General features: G+C 69.1%; 20 protein-coding genes. 13 read left to right on the forward strand and 7 right to left on the reverse strand.

The genetic code is table 11. The annotated features are described in order from the left end of the window. Nucleotides 1-52: 52 nt before the first annotated feature. A complete protein-coding gene (locus tag AB0I68_RS06800) occupies nt 53-994 on the reverse strand; it encodes an NAD(P)-binding domain-containing protein (RefSeq protein WP_363176426.1) in 942 nt (313 codons plus the stop codon). 179 nt (nt 995-1,173) lie between these two features. Between AB0I68_RS06800 and AB0I68_RS06805 the strand changes: the two genes are divergently transcribed. The 4 genes from AB0I68_RS06805 (at nt 1,174) to AB0I68_RS06820 (ending at nt 5,341) form a co-directional block, all read left to right on the forward strand. After that, nucleotides 1,174-1,704, forward strand: coding sequence for an EF-hand domain-containing protein (locus AB0I68_RS06805; protein WP_363176138.1), 531 nt, complete (start codon nt 1,174-1,176; stop codon nt 1,702-1,704). A 141-nt stretch (nt 1,705-1,845) separates the two neighbouring features. Further along, nucleotides 1,846-3,069: a cytochrome P450 gene (locus AB0I68_RS06810; RefSeq protein ID WP_363176139.1), complete on the forward strand. Its 1,224-nt coding sequence runs from the start codon at nt 1,846-1,848 to the stop codon at nt 3,067-3,069. Between the two features lie 16 nt (nt 3,070-3,085). Then, nucleotides 3,086-3,682 carry a GNAT family N-acetyltransferase gene (locus tag AB0I68_RS06815; protein ID WP_363176140.1) on the forward strand — a complete coding sequence of 199 codons (597 nt, stop codon included), beginning with the start codon at nt 3,086-3,088 and terminating at the stop codon, nt 3,680-3,682. 15 nt (nt 3,683-3,697) lie between these two features. After that, the gene (locus AB0I68_RS06820) at nt 3,698-5,341 is read left to right on the forward strand and encodes an aldehyde dehydrogenase family protein (protein WP_363176141.1); all 1,644 of its coding nucleotides are present in this window, start codon (nt 3,698-3,700) and stop codon (nt 5,339-5,341) included. A gap of 209 nt (nt 5,342-5,550) precedes the next feature. On the opposite strand, the gene AB0I68_RS06825 is transcribed toward AB0I68_RS06820, so the two are convergent. The 5 genes from AB0I68_RS06825 to AB0I68_RS06845 form a co-directional block, all read right to left on the reverse strand. Beyond that, nucleotides 5,551-6,246, reverse strand: coding sequence for an MBL fold metallo-hydrolase (locus AB0I68_RS06825; RefSeq protein WP_363176142.1), 696 nt, complete (start codon nt 6,244-6,246; stop codon nt 5,551-5,553). Between the two features lie 76 nt (nt 6,247-6,322). After that, nucleotides 6,323-6,829: a 3-isopropylmalate dehydratase gene (locus tag AB0I68_RS06830; RefSeq protein ID WP_363176143.1), complete on the reverse strand. Its 507-nt coding sequence runs from the start codon at nt 6,827-6,829 to the stop codon at nt 6,323-6,325. After that, nucleotides 6,829-8,082, reverse strand: a complete 1,254-nt coding sequence (locus tag AB0I68_RS06835; protein WP_363176144.1) for an aconitase/3-isopropylmalate dehydratase large subunit family protein — start codon at nt 8,080-8,082, stop codon at nt 6,829-6,831. The genes AB0I68_RS06830 and AB0I68_RS06835 overlap by 1 nt, the downstream gene beginning before the upstream one ends. After that, on the reverse strand, nt 8,082-9,008 hold the full coding sequence (locus AB0I68_RS06840; RefSeq protein ID WP_363176145.1) for an isocitrate lyase/PEP mutase family protein: 927 nt from the start codon (nt 9,006-9,008) through the stop codon (nt 8,082-8,084). Before AB0I68_RS06840 ends, AB0I68_RS06835 begins: the two co-directional genes overlap by 1 nt. Before the next feature lie 49 nt (nt 9,009-9,057). Next, nucleotides 9,058-10,503 carry an MmgE/PrpD family protein gene (locus tag AB0I68_RS06845; protein WP_363176146.1) on the reverse strand — a complete coding sequence of 482 codons (1,446 nt, stop codon included), beginning with the start codon at nt 10,501-10,503 and terminating at the stop codon, nt 9,058-9,060. Between the two features lie 117 nt (nt 10,504-10,620). Between AB0I68_RS06845 and AB0I68_RS06850 the strand changes: the two genes are divergently transcribed. The 9 genes from AB0I68_RS06850 (at nt 10,621) to AB0I68_RS06890 (ending at nt 15,683) form a co-directional block, all read left to right on the forward strand. Then, on the forward strand, nt 10,621-11,310 hold the full coding sequence (locus AB0I68_RS06850; protein ID WP_363176147.1) for a GntR family transcriptional regulator: 690 nt from the start codon (nt 10,621-10,623) through the stop codon (nt 11,308-11,310). A 503-nt stretch (nt 11,311-11,813) separates the two neighbouring features. Next, nucleotides 11,814-12,275 carry a hypothetical protein gene (locus AB0I68_RS06855; RefSeq protein WP_363176148.1) on the forward strand — a complete coding sequence of 154 codons (462 nt, stop codon included), beginning with the start codon at nt 11,814-11,816 and terminating at the stop codon, nt 12,273-12,275. Between the two features lie 12 nt (nt 12,276-12,287). Then, a complete protein-coding gene (locus AB0I68_RS06860; protein ID WP_363176149.1) occupies nt 12,288-12,470 on the forward strand; it encodes a hypothetical protein in 183 nt (60 codons plus the stop codon). After that, nucleotides 12,467-12,703, forward strand: coding sequence for a hypothetical protein (locus AB0I68_RS06865; protein ID WP_363176150.1), 237 nt, complete (start codon nt 12,467-12,469; stop codon nt 12,701-12,703). Before AB0I68_RS06860 ends, AB0I68_RS06865 begins: the two co-directional genes overlap by 4 nt. Further along, nucleotides 12,700-13,257, forward strand: coding sequence for a hypothetical protein (locus AB0I68_RS06870; protein ID WP_363176151.1), 558 nt, complete (start codon nt 12,700-12,702; stop codon nt 13,255-13,257). The genes AB0I68_RS06865 and AB0I68_RS06870 overlap by 4 nt, the downstream gene beginning before the upstream one ends. Nucleotides 13,258-13,423: 166 nt before the next feature. Then, nucleotides 13,424-13,591 (forward strand): hypothetical protein, encoded by a 168-nt coding sequence (locus AB0I68_RS06875; protein ID WP_363176152.1) that lies wholly within the window; start codon nt 13,424-13,426, stop codon nt 13,589-13,591. 272 nt (nt 13,592-13,863) lie between these two features. After that, nucleotides 13,864-14,766: a hypothetical protein gene (locus tag AB0I68_RS06880; protein WP_363176153.1), complete on the forward strand. Its 903-nt coding sequence runs from the start codon at nt 13,864-13,866 to the stop codon at nt 14,764-14,766. Between the two features lie 45 nt (nt 14,767-14,811). Beyond that, complete coding sequence (locus AB0I68_RS06885) at nt 14,812-15,210, forward strand: roadblock/LC7 domain-containing protein (protein ID WP_363176154.1); 399 nt, start codon at nt 14,812-14,814, stop codon at nt 15,208-15,210. Nucleotides 15,211-15,245: 35 nt separating this feature from the next. After that, on the forward strand, nt 15,246-15,683 hold the full coding sequence (locus tag AB0I68_RS06890; protein ID WP_363176155.1) for a hypothetical protein: 438 nt from the start codon (nt 15,246-15,248) through the stop codon (nt 15,681-15,683). Nucleotides 15,684-16,170: 487 nt separating this feature from the next. On the opposite strand, the gene AB0I68_RS06895 is transcribed toward AB0I68_RS06890, so the two are convergent. Beyond that, a complete protein-coding gene (locus AB0I68_RS06895) occupies nt 16,171-16,305 on the reverse strand; it encodes a hypothetical protein (protein ID WP_363176156.1) in 135 nt (44 codons plus the stop codon). Between the last annotated feature and the right edge of the window lie 77 nt (nt 16,306-16,382).

Below are 16,382 nucleotides of genomic sequence, written 5' to 3' on the forward strand. Positions count from 1 at the left end.
CCAGGCATCGGGAGTTCCACCGATGTACTACCCGCAGTCGCGCTGACCACCGTCAGGGCGCGCGCAGCTCCTCGAAGACGGCGGCGATGTGCTCGCGCGCCGTGCCCACCGCCATCCGCCGCCTCACCCGCTCCCCCAGTACCGCCGCAACCGGATCGGACACGCCCACTTCCTGGCCTGCCGCCGCCAGGTGACGCAGCGCCCCCGAGTGCACCGCGAGCGATGCCTCATCGACGTCGTACCGCCCGGCCGCGATCAGCGGTACGGACACGCGCACGGTGTGCTCCAGCGCTGGGAACAGGTGCACAACACCGTCGGCGTACCCGCCCAAGGGAACCCCGGCTGCCGACGCGATGGCAGCCCCTTCGAGGAAGCCACAGGTCGCCGCGTACAAGAAGGTCAGCAGCGCCGCGTCGTGCGCATTGGCCAGGGTGATGTCGTCGCCGACGAACGCAGCCGTACCGCCCAGCGCGCGCGCCACGTGGCCGATGGCCGCGAAATCCTCGCCAGGGCCGCAGTAGAGCACCCGGGCGTGATCGGTACCCAGGTGCCGTGGATACGCCATGATCGCCGCGTCCAGGTAGCGGCAACCTGGCGGACGCAACCACGCTTCCATCTCACGGGCGTCGGCCGGGGTACCAGTCGACATCTGTACGACGATCCGGTCCCGCGTCTCACCGATGACAGGCGTCAGCGCCTGGCGGGTGGCGGCGTAGTCGGTGAGGCACACCAGGACGACGGGCGCGCAGCGCACGGCGTCGGCGAGCCGCTCCACCGGAAGCAGCCCTTCCCCGCCAAGGGCGCGTGCCCGGTCCGCCGTCCGGTTCCACACCGCGACGTCGAGCCCCGCCGCGCCCAGCACCCGCGCGAGGGCACTGCCCATACTGCCGCTTCCCAGTACCGATACATCCGGCATCTTCGTTCCCTTCTCCACCAGTGCCCGAACCGAGTCCCCGGGACCGCCGGCCAGGGCAGCCGGACCGCCACCCTGCATCAAGGCAACGGCGTGTTCGCTGGTCGGAACGAGTGACAGCCGGGCAGCGGTTGGTACGACTGGCGCAATCGTCGGTTGACTGCTGCGGGCGCCTGCGTTTCCCCTGCCTCCAGGGGAAACCCCGCGGGCGGCGGGACGCTCCGCCACCCTTACGCCCCCACAACGAAAGGAAGAGGACCATGGTTGCGACGGTCATCGAGAACCGCGCCAAGAAGATCTTCAACAACTTCGACATCGACCAGGACGGCTCCATCACCAAGCACGACTTCGACCTGATGGCCAAGCGTCTGATCGACGCGCTGGACATCCAGTCGAGCTCCGCCCAGGGCCGCGGCGTGGCGGACTCCTACACGAAGGTCTGGGAGGAACTCCAGCGGCAGGCCGACACCAACGGCAACGGGCATGTGACGGCGGAAGAGTACGCGGCGGTGTTCGGCACCAAGGACTTCGTCAAGGTACTCGACCAGGCCAGCGATGCCGAGTTCAAGGCTGCCGACACCGACGGTGACGGTGTGCTGTCCCAGCACGAGCTGAGGCGCATGCTGGAAGCGTACGGGGTTCCGTCGTCGGAGATCGACAACGCCGTCCAGGCCCTGGACCAGGACGGCGACGGCCGAATCTCCCGCCAGGAGTACCGCGACGCCTGGCACGGCTACTACACCGACCCCAACGTCGACACGCCGGTCAACAAGGCCCTCGGACGCATCTAGCTTCCGCCGCGACACGACCACGAATCGCCCGCCGGCCTCGCCGGCGGGCGGTTTGCTCCCCTCGGTGGCAGGCTCGGCGGCCGTGACAGATCGGTCATTCTCCCGATGCACTGTCCGTAACACGGGCACAGGGTGATACACGTGACCGAGACTACGACCACACTGCTGGACGACCGGGCGGCATTCCTGGACGTCGCCGATCCCGGATTCATGTTCACCGGTCCCGAAGTCGCGGCCGCGCGCGAAGCGCACTGGTACGCCGACACACCCTACGGTGTCATGGTGCTGCGTCACGCGCAGGTGCAGCACTTGCTGCGGGACCGGCGCCTGGCCCAGAGCGGTCGGCGTTTCCTGAAACTCAACGGTGTCACGCACGGCACGGTTCACGACTGGTTCGACACCCTGCTGCTGCACTTGCGCGGTGAGGAACACCGGCGCCAGCGGGCCCTGGTGCTCCAGGCGTTCGCTCCCCAAGCACTGCAGCGGTGGCGGGTGACGATGCGGACGACCGCCGAGCGGCTGGCCGACCAACTGGCCGGAGCCGGACCGTGCGAGTTCGGAGAGACCTTCGCCGACCCGATGGCGGTCTCGGTGATGTCGGCCATCCTCGGCGTGCCCCTGGACGACTACGAGCCTCGGTGGAGTACCGATATCGGGCTGGTGTACAGCGTCGGCCACCGGCCGGACGCGCTGGGGCGCGTCGAGCGTTCCCTGGCCGGTCTGCGTGCCTACGCCGATCACCTCATCTCCCGTCAAGCCACAGCACGGTCGGGTGACGACCTGATCTCGTTGCTGATGAGCGGGTACGACGGCGGGGGCATGGACCGCACGGAACTACGCGACCTCATCGTGGGGCTCTTCTTCGCCGCTCACGACACCACTCGCAATCAGCTCGGACAGACGCTGTTCACCTTCACCGAGCACCCCGACCAGTGGGAACTGCTCGCCGAGCGGCCCGAGCTCGCCGAGCAGGCCACCAACGAGGTGGTGCGCTGGTGCCCGGCAGCCCCGGCGATCTTCCGGTTCGCCCTGGAAGATGTCGAGTTCGAGGACCTACGGGTGCCAGCCGAGTCCTTCGTCATGCTGTGCGTACACGCCGCCCAGCGCGACCCGCGCATCTTCGACAGCCCCGACATCTTCGACATCACCCTGCGACGTCCACCCCTGCTGTCATTCGGTGCCGGCCCGCACTACTGCCTGGGGGCGGCCACGGTGAGGACTGAGATCACCGAGATCCTGACCGTGCTGCCGAGCCGCCTCCAGCCACCTCGACTGACCGCACCGGTCGTGTGGCGCAACCCCATCGGTGTGTGCGGACCCGAGTCACTGATGGTGAGCTTCGAGCCCAGGACGTCCAGTGGATGACGCCCGAAGCTGTCCGGTGCGTCACGCCACCACAGCCGACGAGGACGACGTGGTGGCCGTGCTGTGTGACGCGTTCTTCAATGACCCGGTATGCCGGTGGATCATCCCCGACCACATCCGGCGCCGGGAACTCCTGCCCTCCGTCTTCCGCGCCTTCGCCCGCGCGGCAGCCACCGATGGGCGCGTGTACGTGGCCGGAGACGGCCTCGGGGCCCTGCTCGCAGTCAACACTCCTGCCCATGACGACGTGCACGGGTCCGGCGACGCGGCGTCGGCACAGCGCTTGGCAGACCGGGCCGAGGAGTTCGCAGACCGTCTGCTGGACTGCGCACGATTACTGGCAGCCCATCACCCGGGCAACCCGGCGCACCTGTACGTTCCGCTGGTTGCCGCGCGCAGCGGCCACCAGGGGCGGGGCATCGGCAGCGCGCTGGTCGCGTCCGCGCTGGCGGACACCGCCGGGGCCCCCGTCTACTTGGAGGCCACCAGCCGCGAAAGTCTGCGACTTTACCGGCGGCTCGGCTTCACCCGCCGAGGCCCCGAACTGCGTCTGCCCGATGGCCCGGCTCTTTTCCCGGCCTGGTGGGACCCGTCCTCCGGCTGCACCGGCTGACCTGTGGAGGCCCCCGTGCCGTACCAACCGAGCGATCCGCGCTACTGCCCCGTGCCGACATACCCGTCGTATGTCGGTGGTCGCGACACCGACGCCGACCGGCATGTGTACACGGTGACGACCACTTCGATCCTGCAGGATGTCTTCCGCAGCCTCACGCTCAAACGTCACCTGGAACAGGGCCGAGCCGACCCCGCCCAGGCAGCGGACTTTGTGGTGGGCCGCTGTGCGGTGGCGGGCGAGAGTACCGTCCAGGCCGCCACCGAGGCCGCTGCCGCGGCGTTTCCCGCATGGTCGGCCGTACCGTTGGAGAGGCGCATGCGTCTGGGCGCGGGTATCCGTGAGCGGATTCGCGGCGGCCACGCAGCGTTCATCGATGTGCTGGTGTCAGAAGGCCAGCCCCGTGCCCTCGCCGAGTGGCAGGTCTGTGGCCTGCTGGATGTCTATGCCACCGAGTCACTGGACTGGTGTGCGGCGCAGATGCACCAGCAGACTCGGCTGCGGGGACGAAGCATGACCCTGAGGCGCAACCCGGACGGCGTGGTGTGCGTCAACCCACCACAGAACACACCAGCGGCGAGCACGATGTTCGCCGTGTCCGCGCTGATGGCCGGAAACACCGTAGTCGTCCGGGCCCCGCGCAGCGCGCCCTTGGGCGTCATGCACGCGCTGCGCGAGTTCGTGGTTCCAGTACTGGAAGAGCTGGGCGCGCCTGCCGGAACGTTGAACGCGTTCTGTGCCCGGCCTGGCCCCACTCTGCGGTCCTGGCTGGATAGCCCGCACGTCGCGGACATCTTTTACACCGGTGGAGTCGAACGCGGGCTGGAACTGGAACGCGAATGCGTCGCCCACGGCAAGAAACCCATTCTGGAGCTGGCGGGAAACGACTGCGTCGTGGTGTGGCGGGACGCGGACGTAGAACTGGCCGCCCAAGCGCTGTCCGAGTGCTTCTTCGGCTCGGGCCAGATCTGCATGGTTCCAAACCAGGTCATTGCCCACCCGGCGATCGCCAACGAACTCATCACGTACCTGCGTAAGCAGGCCGCCAGTATCCGGCCCGGATCCCCCGACCGCCGCGACGTCCTACTCACGCCAGTGCTGCGCAGCGAACGCTTCTTCGCATACCTGCGTGATGCAGTGGCCAAGGGGGCCCGCGTCGAGTTCGGCGGGCGCCGCCTGGAAGTCGATGGCGCGCCATCCGACACGGGGATGTTCCTGGAACCTACCGTCTTGCGGATCGACGGGTGTGTTGGCGCCCGGGACATCGAGGCGGTACGTGAGGAGACGTTCTTCCCGCTGCTGCCAGTCGTCGTGCCCGGACCGGCAGACGACACGTCCCTCCTGCAGGAGGCGATCGCCTACGTCACGAGCAACCCCTACGGCCTGCGGAACTCTCTGTGGGCCACCGACCCCGCCGTCATCGAGCGCTTCGTCGCGCGCACCTTCAACGGCGGGCTGCTGAAGGTCAACGACTCCCACGTCTCGCTGCTGCCATGGCTGCCGTCCCATGGCGGCACCGGATACACCGGAGGTGTGTTCGGTGAGGCTAACTACCCGATACTGCGCTGCTCTCGGCTCCAAGGCGTTTCGATCGCCACCGGTGTCCGCCCCCGTGACGTGGTCCTGGGCGCCTACTCCTCGAGGTTTTCCACGCAGTAGCGCCCTTCCCTTCGCGCGCTCTTACGAATTGGCAGGCCACTGAGCGCCACAAGAGCCCGGAGTCGACCGACGGCGATGTCACCGCCGCCGTGGCCGACGCCCGCGACTGCAGCCGCAGAGCGGGAGGGCTCGGGATTCTGCCCCAGGGCGAGCCGTTCTCCGGCGGGGTGTTTGAAGGACGGCGGAGTGGCTTTCCGGGTGACTGGTGCTCAGTCGCTCCCGGGAAGGCCGGTCAGGAACCGGGTGAAGTCCTCGACGTCGGCTCCGGTGAGGGCGGGCCCATGGGCGAAGCCGACGGCCTGCAGTTCGTGCGGAAGCCTTTGCAGGCTGTGGGCCCGCAGGGCGGGGTCGGCCGCCAGGGCTGCGGGGCCGAGGGCGAGTTCGCCGCGGTTGAAGACGGCGTCGCCCATGAGGGCCGTGCGGCTGGGTTCGTGCAGCAGGACGATGTGCCCCGGTGAATGCCCCGGGGTGTGAAGGACGCGCAGGCTGTCAGCGCCGTCGACGAACTCGCCGTCGGTGACGGTCGCGTCGGCGGACAAGGGAGTCCAGTGAAGCTTGGGCAGCCGGTCGAGGAGGCGGCCGGCGAGCCCGGAGCGTCCTTCGGGGGATACCCGGCCCGCTTCGAGCCACGGCAGGTCGTCACCGTGGATGAGGACCTGAGCCCCGGTGCGCCGGCGGAGTTCGGCGGCGCCCTGGACGTGGTCCGGGTGGGCGTGTGTGAGCACGATGCGGCGGATGTCGCCGGGCTTGCCGCCCAGCTCGCGGACGGTGTCGAGGATGATGCGCGGGGCGCCGGCCCAGCCGACGTCGACGAGGGTGTAGCCGTCGTCGCCGGCGACGAGGAAGGCGTTGTCGCGGCGGCTGGTGGCGACGCGGATGATGCCGGGGGCGATGCGGGTGTGCATGAGGAGACTTTCGGATCGCAGGGGCGGGGGTGGCGGGGCCCGTGCGTGGGCCCCGCCACCCCGAGGGGCGGGCCGGTCAGCCGCGCAGGGGTACGTAGCCCTCGCGGGCGAGCTTGGGCAGGATGCCGCCCGCGGCGAGGATGTCCAGGACCAGTGGGGGCAGGGCGCCGCCCTGGAGCCGGGCGCCACTGCCCTGGTTCTCCACCCAGCCTTCGGCGAAGTCCAGCCGCATGGCGTCCCCGTCGGCGAGGGCACCGGTGACGCCGGGAACGGTGAGGGCGGGCAGTCCGTGGTTGATGCAGTTGCGCAGGAACAGGGAGTTGAACTCCTCGGCGACCAGTGCGGCCACACCGAGTTCACGGAACAGCGCGGCGACGGGGCGGGAGGAGCCGAGGCCGAAGTTGCGTCCGGCGACCACGATGTCGCCGGCGGCGACCCGGTCGGTCCAGCCGGGGCGCAGCTCGTAGAAGATGTGCCTCGCCGCCTCCGGCACGGGCAGCTTCATGGCGAAGGCCGGGTACATGGCGTCGGTGGTGACGGAGTCTCCCACGACCCACACTCTGCCGGTGATGCGCGTGTCCATCAGTCGAGCTCCTCTCGGGGGTCGGTGACATGACCGGCCAGCGCCGAGGCGGCGACGGTGGCCGGGGAGGCCATGTAGATCTCCGCCTCGGGGCTGCCCATACGGCCGGTGAAGTTGCGGGTGGAGGAGGTCAGGCAGACCTCGCCGGGTGCGAGCAGGCCCATGTGGTACCCGAAGCAGGCCCCGCAGGTGGAGTTGGTGACGACAGCGCCGGCATCGGCGAGGTCCTGGAGATAGCCCGCCTTCATCGCCTCCCGGTAGACCTGCTGGGAGGCCGGCGTGACCAGGAAACGGACTCCGGGCGCGACCTTGCGGCCGCGGACGATCCCGGCGGCGATCCTGAGGTCCTCCAGCTGGCCGTTGGCGCACGAGCCGATGAAGCACTGGTCGACCGGGCGCTTCTCGATCGCGGAGACCGGGAACGCGTTGTTGCTGACGGTGCCCGGCCGGGCGACGTACGGCTCCAGCGCGGACAGGTCGACGGTGCGTACGGCGGCGTAGGCGGCGTCGGGGTCGGCGTCTGCCGCCTCGTACGTGTCAGGGTGCGCGCCGCGGTCGGCGAGGGAGGTGCGGGCGAGGTCGTCGATGGGGAAGGTCGAGAAGTCCGCGGAGATCTCGGCGCCCTGGGTGGCGATGGTGCGGCGGTCGTTCATCGGGACCGAGTCCAGGCCGGAGCCGCCGTACTCGAGGTTGTGGTTGGTGGCGTCGCCCCACGTTCCGGCGATGTGCAGGAAGACGTCCTTCCCGGAGACGGCCGTGGGCTTCGTACCGGCGAGCTCGTAGCGGATCGTCGGCGCGGCCTGGAACCAGGTCTTCCCGGTGCACAGGATCGCGTAGACCTCCGCCGGGCCCAGGCCGCGGGCGGCGGTGTTGTAGGCGCCGGCCGCGCAGGTGTGGGAGTCGGTGCAGGCGAGTATCTCGCCAGGGCGGGCCAGTCCGTTCTCGGCTATCACCTGGTGGCAGATGCCGTGTCGGCCGACGTCGTAGAACCTCTCGATGCCGAAGTCGCGGGCGAAGGCGCGGGCGTGGGTGCCGCCCAGTGCGTCGTGGACGTTGGGGGCGGGCACCGCGTGGTCCATGACGACCGCGACCTTGCCGGGATCGTGGATCTTCAGGGGCTGCACCCAACTGGTGGCGAACTGCAGGTCGATCATGACGGTCATGTCGACGTCGCAGACGACGGTGTCGCCCGGTGCGACATGGTCCCGACCCGCCTTCCGGGCGAGGATCTTCTCGATCATGGTCATGCCCATCAGGCACCGTCCTTCGTGTGGCGGCGGTAGCGCTCGCCGACGGCGGACCAGTCGCGCAGGCCGACGAGTTCGAACAGGCCCTGCGGGCCGGGAGTGACCTCGGGCAGCGTGCCGCCGAGGCGGGTCAGGGCCTCGAGGCCGTGCAGGACGTACGGGGCGAGGAGCGCACCGGGGTGGATGGCGACGCGGTAGCCGAGTGCGGCGAGTGTGTCGGGGGCCGTATCGGGAGTGAGTCCCCCCTGCACCATGTTGATCAGCAGCGGGGCGTCGACGGACGCGGCGATGTGCTCTATCTCGGCGAGGCTTTCGGGCGCCTCGACGAAGATGACGTCCGCCCCGGCCCGGGCGTACCGCTCGGCCCGGCGGATCGCGGCGTCGAGGCCCAACGGGGCGCGGGCGTCGGTGCGGGCGATGATCACCGTGTCGCAGTCGCGGCGGGCCTCCAGCGCCACGGTGAGCTTGGCGACGAAGTCGTCCTCCGGGATGAGTTCCTTGTCGGGCAGGTGCCCGCACCTCTTCGGGAAGGCCTGGTCCTCCAGCTGGATCGCGGCGACGCCGGCCCTCTCGTACTCCTGGACGGTCCGCACCACGTTGAGGGGGGCGCCGTAACCGGTGTCGGCGTCCGCGATCAGCGGTACGCGACCGAGGGCGGTGACGACGGTGCGGGCGCGGTCGGCCATCTCGCTCTGGGTGAGCAGGCCGATGTCCGGCAGCCCGAATCCTGCTACGGCGACACCGGCGCCGGTGAGGTAGGCGGCGGTGAATCCGGTGCGTGCGACGAGGGCGGCGCTGAGCCCGTCGTACACGCCCGGAGCGGTGATCAGGCCGTCCTGTTTCAGGAGTGCGCGCAACCGGGCGGCCGGTGTCGCAGGCGGTGACGCCCGGCACGGGCGGGGCGAGGACGGCGGGGTGGGGTTCGGGGTCATGGTTCTTCCTTGGCTGGTGGGGAGGCCGGTTCCCGATCGGCTGGGCTGGTCAGTCGAGGGCGCCGCGAACGGGCGCGGCGAGCAGTTCGATCAGTGGAGCGAGGTCGGTCTGTTCCTCAATGCCCAGGACGATGCGCTCGATCTCGGCGGAGCGCTCCCGGTCGACCACGCGCGAGGTGAGAGCCCGGTACTTCTCGCGGATCTCGGTGTTGGTGAGCGGGTCGTCGGGTCCGCCGTGGGGCTGGTGGAGCGCGGAGGTCAGGACCGTTCCGTCGCGCAGCGTGAGGGTGACGCGCGTGTTGTACCCCGGTTCCTTCCAGGAGGGGTCCTGAGCCTCGTTCTCCAGCACCACCGTGGTCCGGGCGATCAGCTCCCAGACGTCGTCCGCGTCGATGCGGGCGTCGTGGAACTGCTCCGGGCGGACCTGGCCGTCCAGTAGGGCGACGGCGACGGCGTACCCGATATTCATCTGGGCGCCGATGGTGGTCAGCGGACGGTCAGGCTGCCACCACCCGTGGTGGTAGATCGCCTCGGGGACGGCGATGGTGACCGCCTCGACGTCCTGCGAGGTGATCCGGTGGTCGGAGGCCAGCCCGAGCGCGGCGTCGATGGCCGGATGCAGTCCTCCCATCGCGGCGTGGATCTTCACTGTGATCTGCTCGGTCATCCACCGCTCGCCCAGATCCCTGGTGATCTGCGCGGCGTCCGGGTCGTGGCCCTCGCCGAACGTCGAGAGGAAACCGCCGTAGGGACGCTCGAAGACCCTCTTGATCCCGGTGTAGCCCGCCGCCGCAAGGCCGGCGGCGTAGAAGCCGTTGCGGGAGGCGAAGCCGTGGTGCATGCGCTTGGACATCGCCTCGTACTGCGCGGCCATGAGGCCGGCGGACTGGGTGGCCGCCAGGCCGAGGGCGTCCTCCAGGGCGGCCGCGTCCAGGCCGCGCAGCGTGCCGGCGGCGGCCGCTGCGGCGTGCGTGCCGAAGACGGAACCGGAGTGCCAGCCGCGCGAGAGCATCTGGGAGCCGTGCAGCGCGAAGCCGACCCGGGGGCCCACCTCGAAACCGAGGACGGTGGCGCGCAGGAACTCCTCACCTGTGACCTTCCGCATCTGCGAGGCGGTGGACAGCAGGGCGGGCAGCACGAGCGAGGCGCTGTGCAGGGGGGCTCGGGGGAAGTAGTCGTCGAGTTCGAATCCCTGGATGAAGGTGCCGTTGAGCACCGCTGCGCCGGGCGCGCTCGTCGTACGGCCCCAGCCGATGACCGGGCTCGTGCCCGCGCCCTCCAGGGAGGCGACGGCTTCGACGGCGACCTGCGACCAGGGCAGCTGGGCGCCGATCAGTGCACAGCCCAGCCCGTCCAGCACCAGGTGGGCGGCTCGCTCGCGAACTGCGGCGGGGATGTCGTCCAGAGAAGTGGCGGCCAGCCATGTGGCGAGTCGCCCGGTAGGGCCGGCCGGTGCGGTGGGGGGCCGGCCGGTTGACAGCGTCGGTGTGGACACCGCGCTCACCTCCAGGGGGATTGACGCCCGGAACGGGCGGAAGCGACCGCGCTCCAGCGACCGCACGTTAGAATTTATAACATCTCCATTCGCTCGTGTGCTCGCTAGGATGCCGAGGTGCCCCTGAAACGAACCTCACTTCCGCGTACCGCCGAGGCGGCGGCCCTGGCCGAGCTGCGCGACGCGATCGTCCGCGGTGATCTGCCAGCCGGAGCTCCGATCCGCCAGAACGCGGCTGCCGAGCAGCTGGGGCTCAGCGTCATCCCCGTTCGCGAGGCGCTGAAGACGCTGGCCGGCGAGGGCATCGTCACTTACATCCCGCAGCGCGGCTTCACCGTCACCCAACTCACACCGGGCAGCGTCGACGGCATCTTCCAGGCACGAGAGCTTCTGGAGAGCGCCGCGGAGGCGAACGCTGTGGCCCGGCTGCGCCCGGATGACGTCGCCGCGATGCGCGATGCCCTCGAGGAGCAGCGGGCGGCCACCGCCGCGGGCGATCCGCGGGCCGCCATCGCCGCTAATCGCCGCTTTCACTTCACCCTGTTCGAGCGTTGTGACAACGAGTGGATGCTGCGCTTCACGAAGCAGCTGTGGGAGGCGTTGGAGCCGCACCGGGCCCTGTCCTACCGGCGCGCCGCCGCCGCGGGCGACCTGGACCGGGCCGAGGCCGTGCTCAAGGAGCACGAGGGCATCGTCACCGCACTGGAGGACGGCGACGCAGCGCTTGCCGAGCGTGTGCTCGCCGAGCACCGGCGGGGCGGCCTCGCCGACTTCCACCGGCTCCTCGGGCCCACTGATGCAAGCTGACGGTTCTTCACGGCGCCGGTCCGATGCCGGCCGGGCGGCCTGTCGGCGCAGTCTCACCGCTCAGACCGCTTCGAGTGCGACGGCGTCGGTCGGTGGGCCGAGCCACGCGGCTTCCTGTGCGCATGCCGCCAACAGGACAGCAGGGCATGGGAGACCACGTTGACCTGGAACATCCGGCGGCGGCCGAAGCGGTCCGCCAGGCCGGAGAGCAGTAGGGCACCGGCGAGTTCTCCCGCGAAGGTGGCACCGATGAGGAGCGCCTGCTGCGTCGTGGTGGCCGTCCAGGCCCGCGGCAGCAGCGGGACCGGGAGACTCTTCGGAGCCCGCGTAGGCGGTTCGCTCTGGGGACGTCGGCAGCCTTGCGACCTGACCGGCCCCGGGCGGCGCTCGCACGTGAAGAACAACCCGTACGAATGATCGATCAACTGTGGCCGGTCGTTGTCCAGGTGGGTAGCGTGGCGGACGGGGACAGTATTGCGACCACGAACACGGGGGTGTCCACGATGTCCTTCGAAGAAGAGTGGGCCACGGACACGGCGGCCGTCACCATGAGGTTGAACCAGGCTGACAGTACGGGCGGTTCGACGCCGGCGCCGGGCTCGGCCGACCATGTCGTCGAGGACGACGATCCCGGCGAGATCGGCCATGCCGCCCACGGCCTCTTCGACGGCCTGGAACCCGCGGGCAAGCACGCGAACGCGGCGAGCGAGAGCGCCGGGAGCAGCCTGAAGGGTGACGGCTTCGACGCCGGTGCCGCGCTCTCGGAGGTGAACAAGACCTGGGAGACGCAGGTGAAGACCCTCCTCCAGGCATGCGCGCACATCTCCAACCACCTCGACTACACGAAGAAGTCCAGCAAGGCCAATGACGACTGGATCGGGGCGCAGCTGCGCATCGTCGGACCCGTCGTGCCGGGCAACGAGGGTGCTGTGTCCGCGTCCCAGATCGACCTGTTCTTCCGGTAAGGAGCCGCAGCCATGCCGACGTTCGAGCAGCTCCTGAACGCCAAGCTCGGCCCGATGGACACCGCGGTCACTCAGTGGACCGCGATGATCGCCAAGCTGGCGCAGCTCAAGACCGATGCCTCGGCCATGAAGACCACCCCGTGGTCGGCGACGCGATCCAGCGCTCCGTCGACGTCGGCACGGCCAAGTACATGAACGACCTAAACGCCAAAGTCGACGCCGAAACCCGCAACAACATGGTCAACCACTACGCAAACGGCGAGAACCAGATGTACACCATGATGCGCGAGATGGCGACGGCCAAGGGGCTCCACCCCTCGGAGCTGGACGCGAGCCCCGGCGAGTACGAGGACGGCCTCCAGCCGACCGCCGAGCAGTGGTACCAGGCAGGCATCAAGGATGCCGATCTGAAGATGGGCGAGCGGTGAACAGGAAGCACCTCGTGCTGCCGGCGGCGCTGATCGTCTGCGGGGCGGCCGTCACGGTCGCCCTGTGGCCCGGTGGTGAAGGGCCGAAACCGCCGCGGAGCCTGTGCTTCGGGACGCTCGACGAGCGGACCGCGGAACTCATCGACGACGGGCAGGGCGGGCGGGTGGACTTCGACGAGTTCGAACGGAAGGGGCAGGGCGACCTCGCCTTCTTCCGCTCGTGCATCGCCAAGCGCACCAACCCGCATGCCAGCACAACCTTCTACTCGCTGATCATGGAGGACTCCAAGAGCGGCACCGGGCTGCCTAAGGGCGCAGTGCCACTCGGCGACGGACTCACCGGCTGGGCGCTCCCCGACAAGGCCGAGGCCCAGCTGCCGACGGGCTGCGCCCAACGCATGGGATCGACGGCGCCCTACATCACCGTGACACTCAGCGCTCCCTCACAGGCGGAGAAAAAGGGCATCGTGGACCGGGACACGGCAGTCCGCAACGCTGCCACCGTGGTGCGCGAAACCGCTGTCAACCTCGCGCGCATCTCCGGCTGCTCATGAACAAGAAGGCGACGCCGCGGACCGGCTCCAGTACACCGTCGACGCCCGGCCCGCCAACACCCTGAACGCCCCCGTAAAGGGTGCCACTCGGCTTGCCGACGGCCGTTCGGGGTGGGTGAGCCCCCGGCAGAGCGATGTCCAGCTCCCCACCGGGTGCCCGAAGGAGATGAAGGCGGACGCCGAGTACGTCACCGTCACGCTGAAGGTCGCGCCCGGCGTCGTCGTGGCGGAGAGCTGGGACGACGCGGCTCTCGTCGCGGCCTCCCGCACAGTGGTCCTGGAGGCCGTCGACAATCTCGCCGAGCAGTACGAATCGGCGACCCAGCCCCGCTGACCAATCGAGGTCAGGTCAGGCCATCAGGCTTTTTTTCGGCCCTCGTTGAGGCTTCACCGCCCCCAAGGCGCACACACCGGCGAGCGACGCGAACAAGTGCGAACCCAATGCACCACACATGATGCATGCACATTTCATCCAGCATCGATTAGCAAGCAATATGCGACCTTTGATCGAATGATCAGCCTGGCTGACTAGAGTTCGACTACCGGGCCGGCATATGCGATTGCCGGTCACGGGCATCCACGGAGAATGCGACTGATTGCAGGGGCATGTCAGAAATTGATGTACCGGCACGCCGGAAACCATCAAGAGCGACGCTCGACCTGGCCAGGGCACTCACCGATGCCTCACGCGAGCGGCTCTCCGGAACGCTGCTGGTGACAGGGGACCCCGGAGGAGCCTTCCGCCTGCGGTGCGGCGCACTCGTCGAGGTGGCTTCACCCGGCGCCCCGGGGGTCGAGACGCTGCTCCTGCGCTCGGGCCGGGTCAGCGAGGCCGACTGGACATCGGTCACCCGGTCGGCAGCCGTGGACGGCCGCATCGAGTTCGAACTGGTCGCCCGGGACCTGATCGGCAGCGCGGAACTCCACTTGATATGCGTGATGGCCGCACTGGACGGAGCCCTGGCCATAGGGATGGGACGGATCGATGGATTCACCGTCCACCAGGACGCGGGCTCCTGCCGTCTGGGCGCGCCGGAGGGAATCGAACCGGAATGGCTGATATATGAAGCCGGGCGGCGGATCCGGGTACTCGGTTCCCTCGGGCACTCTCTCTCCCCCTTCCGCAGCAGGCTGGCCCGGACGGATGCCGGCTCAGCCCAGCTGAGCAGCCCGGCCACGGGCGAGCGCCAGGAGATCCTGCTGCGGGCCAACGGCCGCCGCAGCGTCCGGGACATCGCCTTCCTGCTCGGCCGAAGTCTGTACGCCGTCACCGTCGAAGTCTCACGGCTGATGGGCGAAGGCCTGATGGAAACGGTGGTGACGGCCCATCCCCAGAGCGGTGGCAGCCCGTCCCCCGCCGACGACCGACCCTCTCGGACGCAGTTGCCGCACCGCCTCCCGGGTGCGAGCGGCATCAACACGGTTCTTCCGCTACGGCCTGTGGGTGGCCACTGGCGGCCCCCGCCAGCGCTCGTGGCGAAGTACCTGACCTCCGGCGGACACAAGTGAGTGCCCGCGGCAGGCAGCACATTGAACGAACACAACAGGAGAGTCGTGACAACCAAGAACGCGCAGCTCGTCACCGAGATGCGGACGCTTCGGGAGAAGGTGGTCGGCGTCACCGATGTAGTGGTGGCCTCCGTCGACGGTCTGCTGATCACAGCGGAGGCCGACGACGACGCGGATCCGGAGAGCCTGGCCGCACTCGCTGCGGCGGCCCTCAGCATCTCCCGCCGCGCCGGCTCCATGACCGGCAGAGGTCTGCTTCACCACACCGTCTCGCGGTTCACCGACGGCTACCTCGTCGCCCAGACGGTCGGCGAGATGGCGCTCATCGGTGTCCTCGGCGATGCGGGCCTGGACATCGGACGCCTGCACGCCGAAACGCAGGCCTCGGTGGAGCGCCTCACCGCGCTGCTCACCTCCGCCGACCCCCCGCCCCCGGGCAACTGACCAACTTCCGGCACACCACACAACCAAGGAGCACGATGAGCGGAGCAGAAACCCGAGTGACCCAGAGCATGTCCGAGCGGGTTTCGAGCTTGGTCAAGAGCCTGCGCTCGGAAGTTCCGGACTGCGTGGCCACAGGGGTCATCGACATGTCCACGGGCATGCTGCTGGCGGTGGAGACCGTCGACTCGCACCCGGCGGAAGTCCTCGACATGCTCGCGGCGGCGACCCTCGACCTTTTCCAGGGCCGCAACGTCGTGATGATCGAAGGGATCTTCAAGGAACGCCGCGGGGTCGTCAGCGACCGCCACTACTTCCAGGAGATTCTGGTCAACAGCGACAACCTGACGCATCTCTTCCTTCGGATCGACAGTGCCGACGAGGTGGTCGCCGTGGTCGTGTGCCGCAAGTCCGTGAACGTGGGCATGCTCTTCGCCCAGGCCCGCCGCGTCCTGAAGAACCACGGGCCGCTGTAACCGGTCATTCCAGAATGAGCTCGTGTCGGCTTGGCGGTTTGGCTACGTGCCGGCGGCGTCGACAGGGTGTCCTCCTGCCGTGGAATGCGGCACCACTGCCGGAAGTACCGGCTACACCCGCCGTTCGACCCTCGGGGCCGAAGGCCGAACTCACCGGCCTCACCGACCCGGACACGCGCAGTGATGTGGGCCTCTGGCGAAGGGGATCCGCTCGGACCTGACCGTCGTCGACGAACCCGGGGCGGTTCAATCGCCCAGCCCCACGAGCCCAGCATGGAATACAGGCGTCCCTGCGCAGCACAACTCGACGATTCTTTCCCGAACCTCATTCGGGGCGAAGAAGTCGTGGGTTCAAATCCCGCCACCCGGACAGAATAAGACCAGGTCAGGGGACTTATCCGCGGAAGTGGATCAGGCCCCTGACCGGCGTTTGCGCCTGTCTTGGGGGCCGTTGGGGAGCCGACCTCCGAATCCGGCTTCCCGGGCCCTACGGACATGTCTCGACCCGGCCGCCATCCGCGTCGTCGATCCGCTCTGGAGTCGACTCGGCCGGGTCTCCGAGCGCCTTGGGCACGGCCGGGTCCGGCTCGGCGGGCCGCTGCTCGACGACAACGATTCGCATGTCCGGTCGGCATTCCGTGTCGGAGAGCGTACAGATTCCGTCCCTTGCTCTCGCCGCTGCTCCGGCTGAGTGGAGTG

The sequence above is a fragment of the Streptomyces sp. NPDC050448 genome (assembly GCF_040655295.1).
Lineage (GTDB): Bacteria > Actinomycetota > Actinomycetes > Streptomycetales > Streptomycetaceae > Streptomyces.

Coding starts and splice junctions, on each gene's coding strand:
- AB0I68_RS06895 (WP_363176156.1), bottom strand. CDS start 16,305: ATGCGAATCGTTGTCGTCGAGCAGCGGCCCGCCGAGCCGGACCCGGCC.
- AB0I68_RS06890 (WP_363176155.1), top strand. CDS start 15,246: ATGAGCGGAGCAGAAACCCGAGTGACCCAGAGCATGTCCGAGCGGGTT.
- AB0I68_RS06800 (WP_363176426.1), bottom strand. CDS start 994: ATGCAGGGTGGCGGTCCGGCTGCCCTGGCCGGCGGTCCCGGGGACTCG.
- AB0I68_RS06840 (WP_363176145.1), bottom strand. CDS start 9,008: ATGACCCCGAACCCCACCCCGCCGTCCTCGCCCCGCCCGTGCCGGGCG.
- AB0I68_RS06875 (WP_363176152.1), top strand. CDS start 13,424: ATGAAGGCGGACGCCGAGTACGTCACCGTCACGCTGAAGGTCGCGCCC.
- AB0I68_RS06855 (WP_363176148.1), top strand. CDS start 11,814: ATGTCCTTCGAAGAAGAGTGGGCCACGGACACGGCGGCCGTCACCATG.
- AB0I68_RS06865 (WP_363176150.1), top strand. CDS start 12,467: ATGAACGACCTAAACGCCAAAGTCGACGCCGAAACCCGCAACAACATG.
- AB0I68_RS06830 (WP_363176143.1), bottom strand. CDS start 6,829: ATGGACACGCGCATCACCGGCAGAGTGTGGGTCGTGGGAGACTCCGTC.
- AB0I68_RS06805 (WP_363176138.1), top strand. CDS start 1,174: ATGGTTGCGACGGTCATCGAGAACCGCGCCAAGAAGATCTTCAACAAC.
- AB0I68_RS06860 (WP_363176149.1), top strand. CDS start 12,288: ATGCCGACGTTCGAGCAGCTCCTGAACGCCAAGCTCGGCCCGATGGAC.
- AB0I68_RS06835 (WP_363176144.1), bottom strand. CDS start 8,082: ATGGGCATGACCATGATCGAGAAGATCCTCGCCCGGAAGGCGGGTCGG.
- AB0I68_RS06880 (WP_363176153.1), top strand. CDS start 13,864: ATGTCAGAAATTGATGTACCGGCACGCCGGAAACCATCAAGAGCGACG.
- AB0I68_RS06825 (WP_363176142.1), bottom strand. CDS start 6,246: ATGCACACCCGCATCGCCCCCGGCATCATCCGCGTCGCCACCAGCCGC.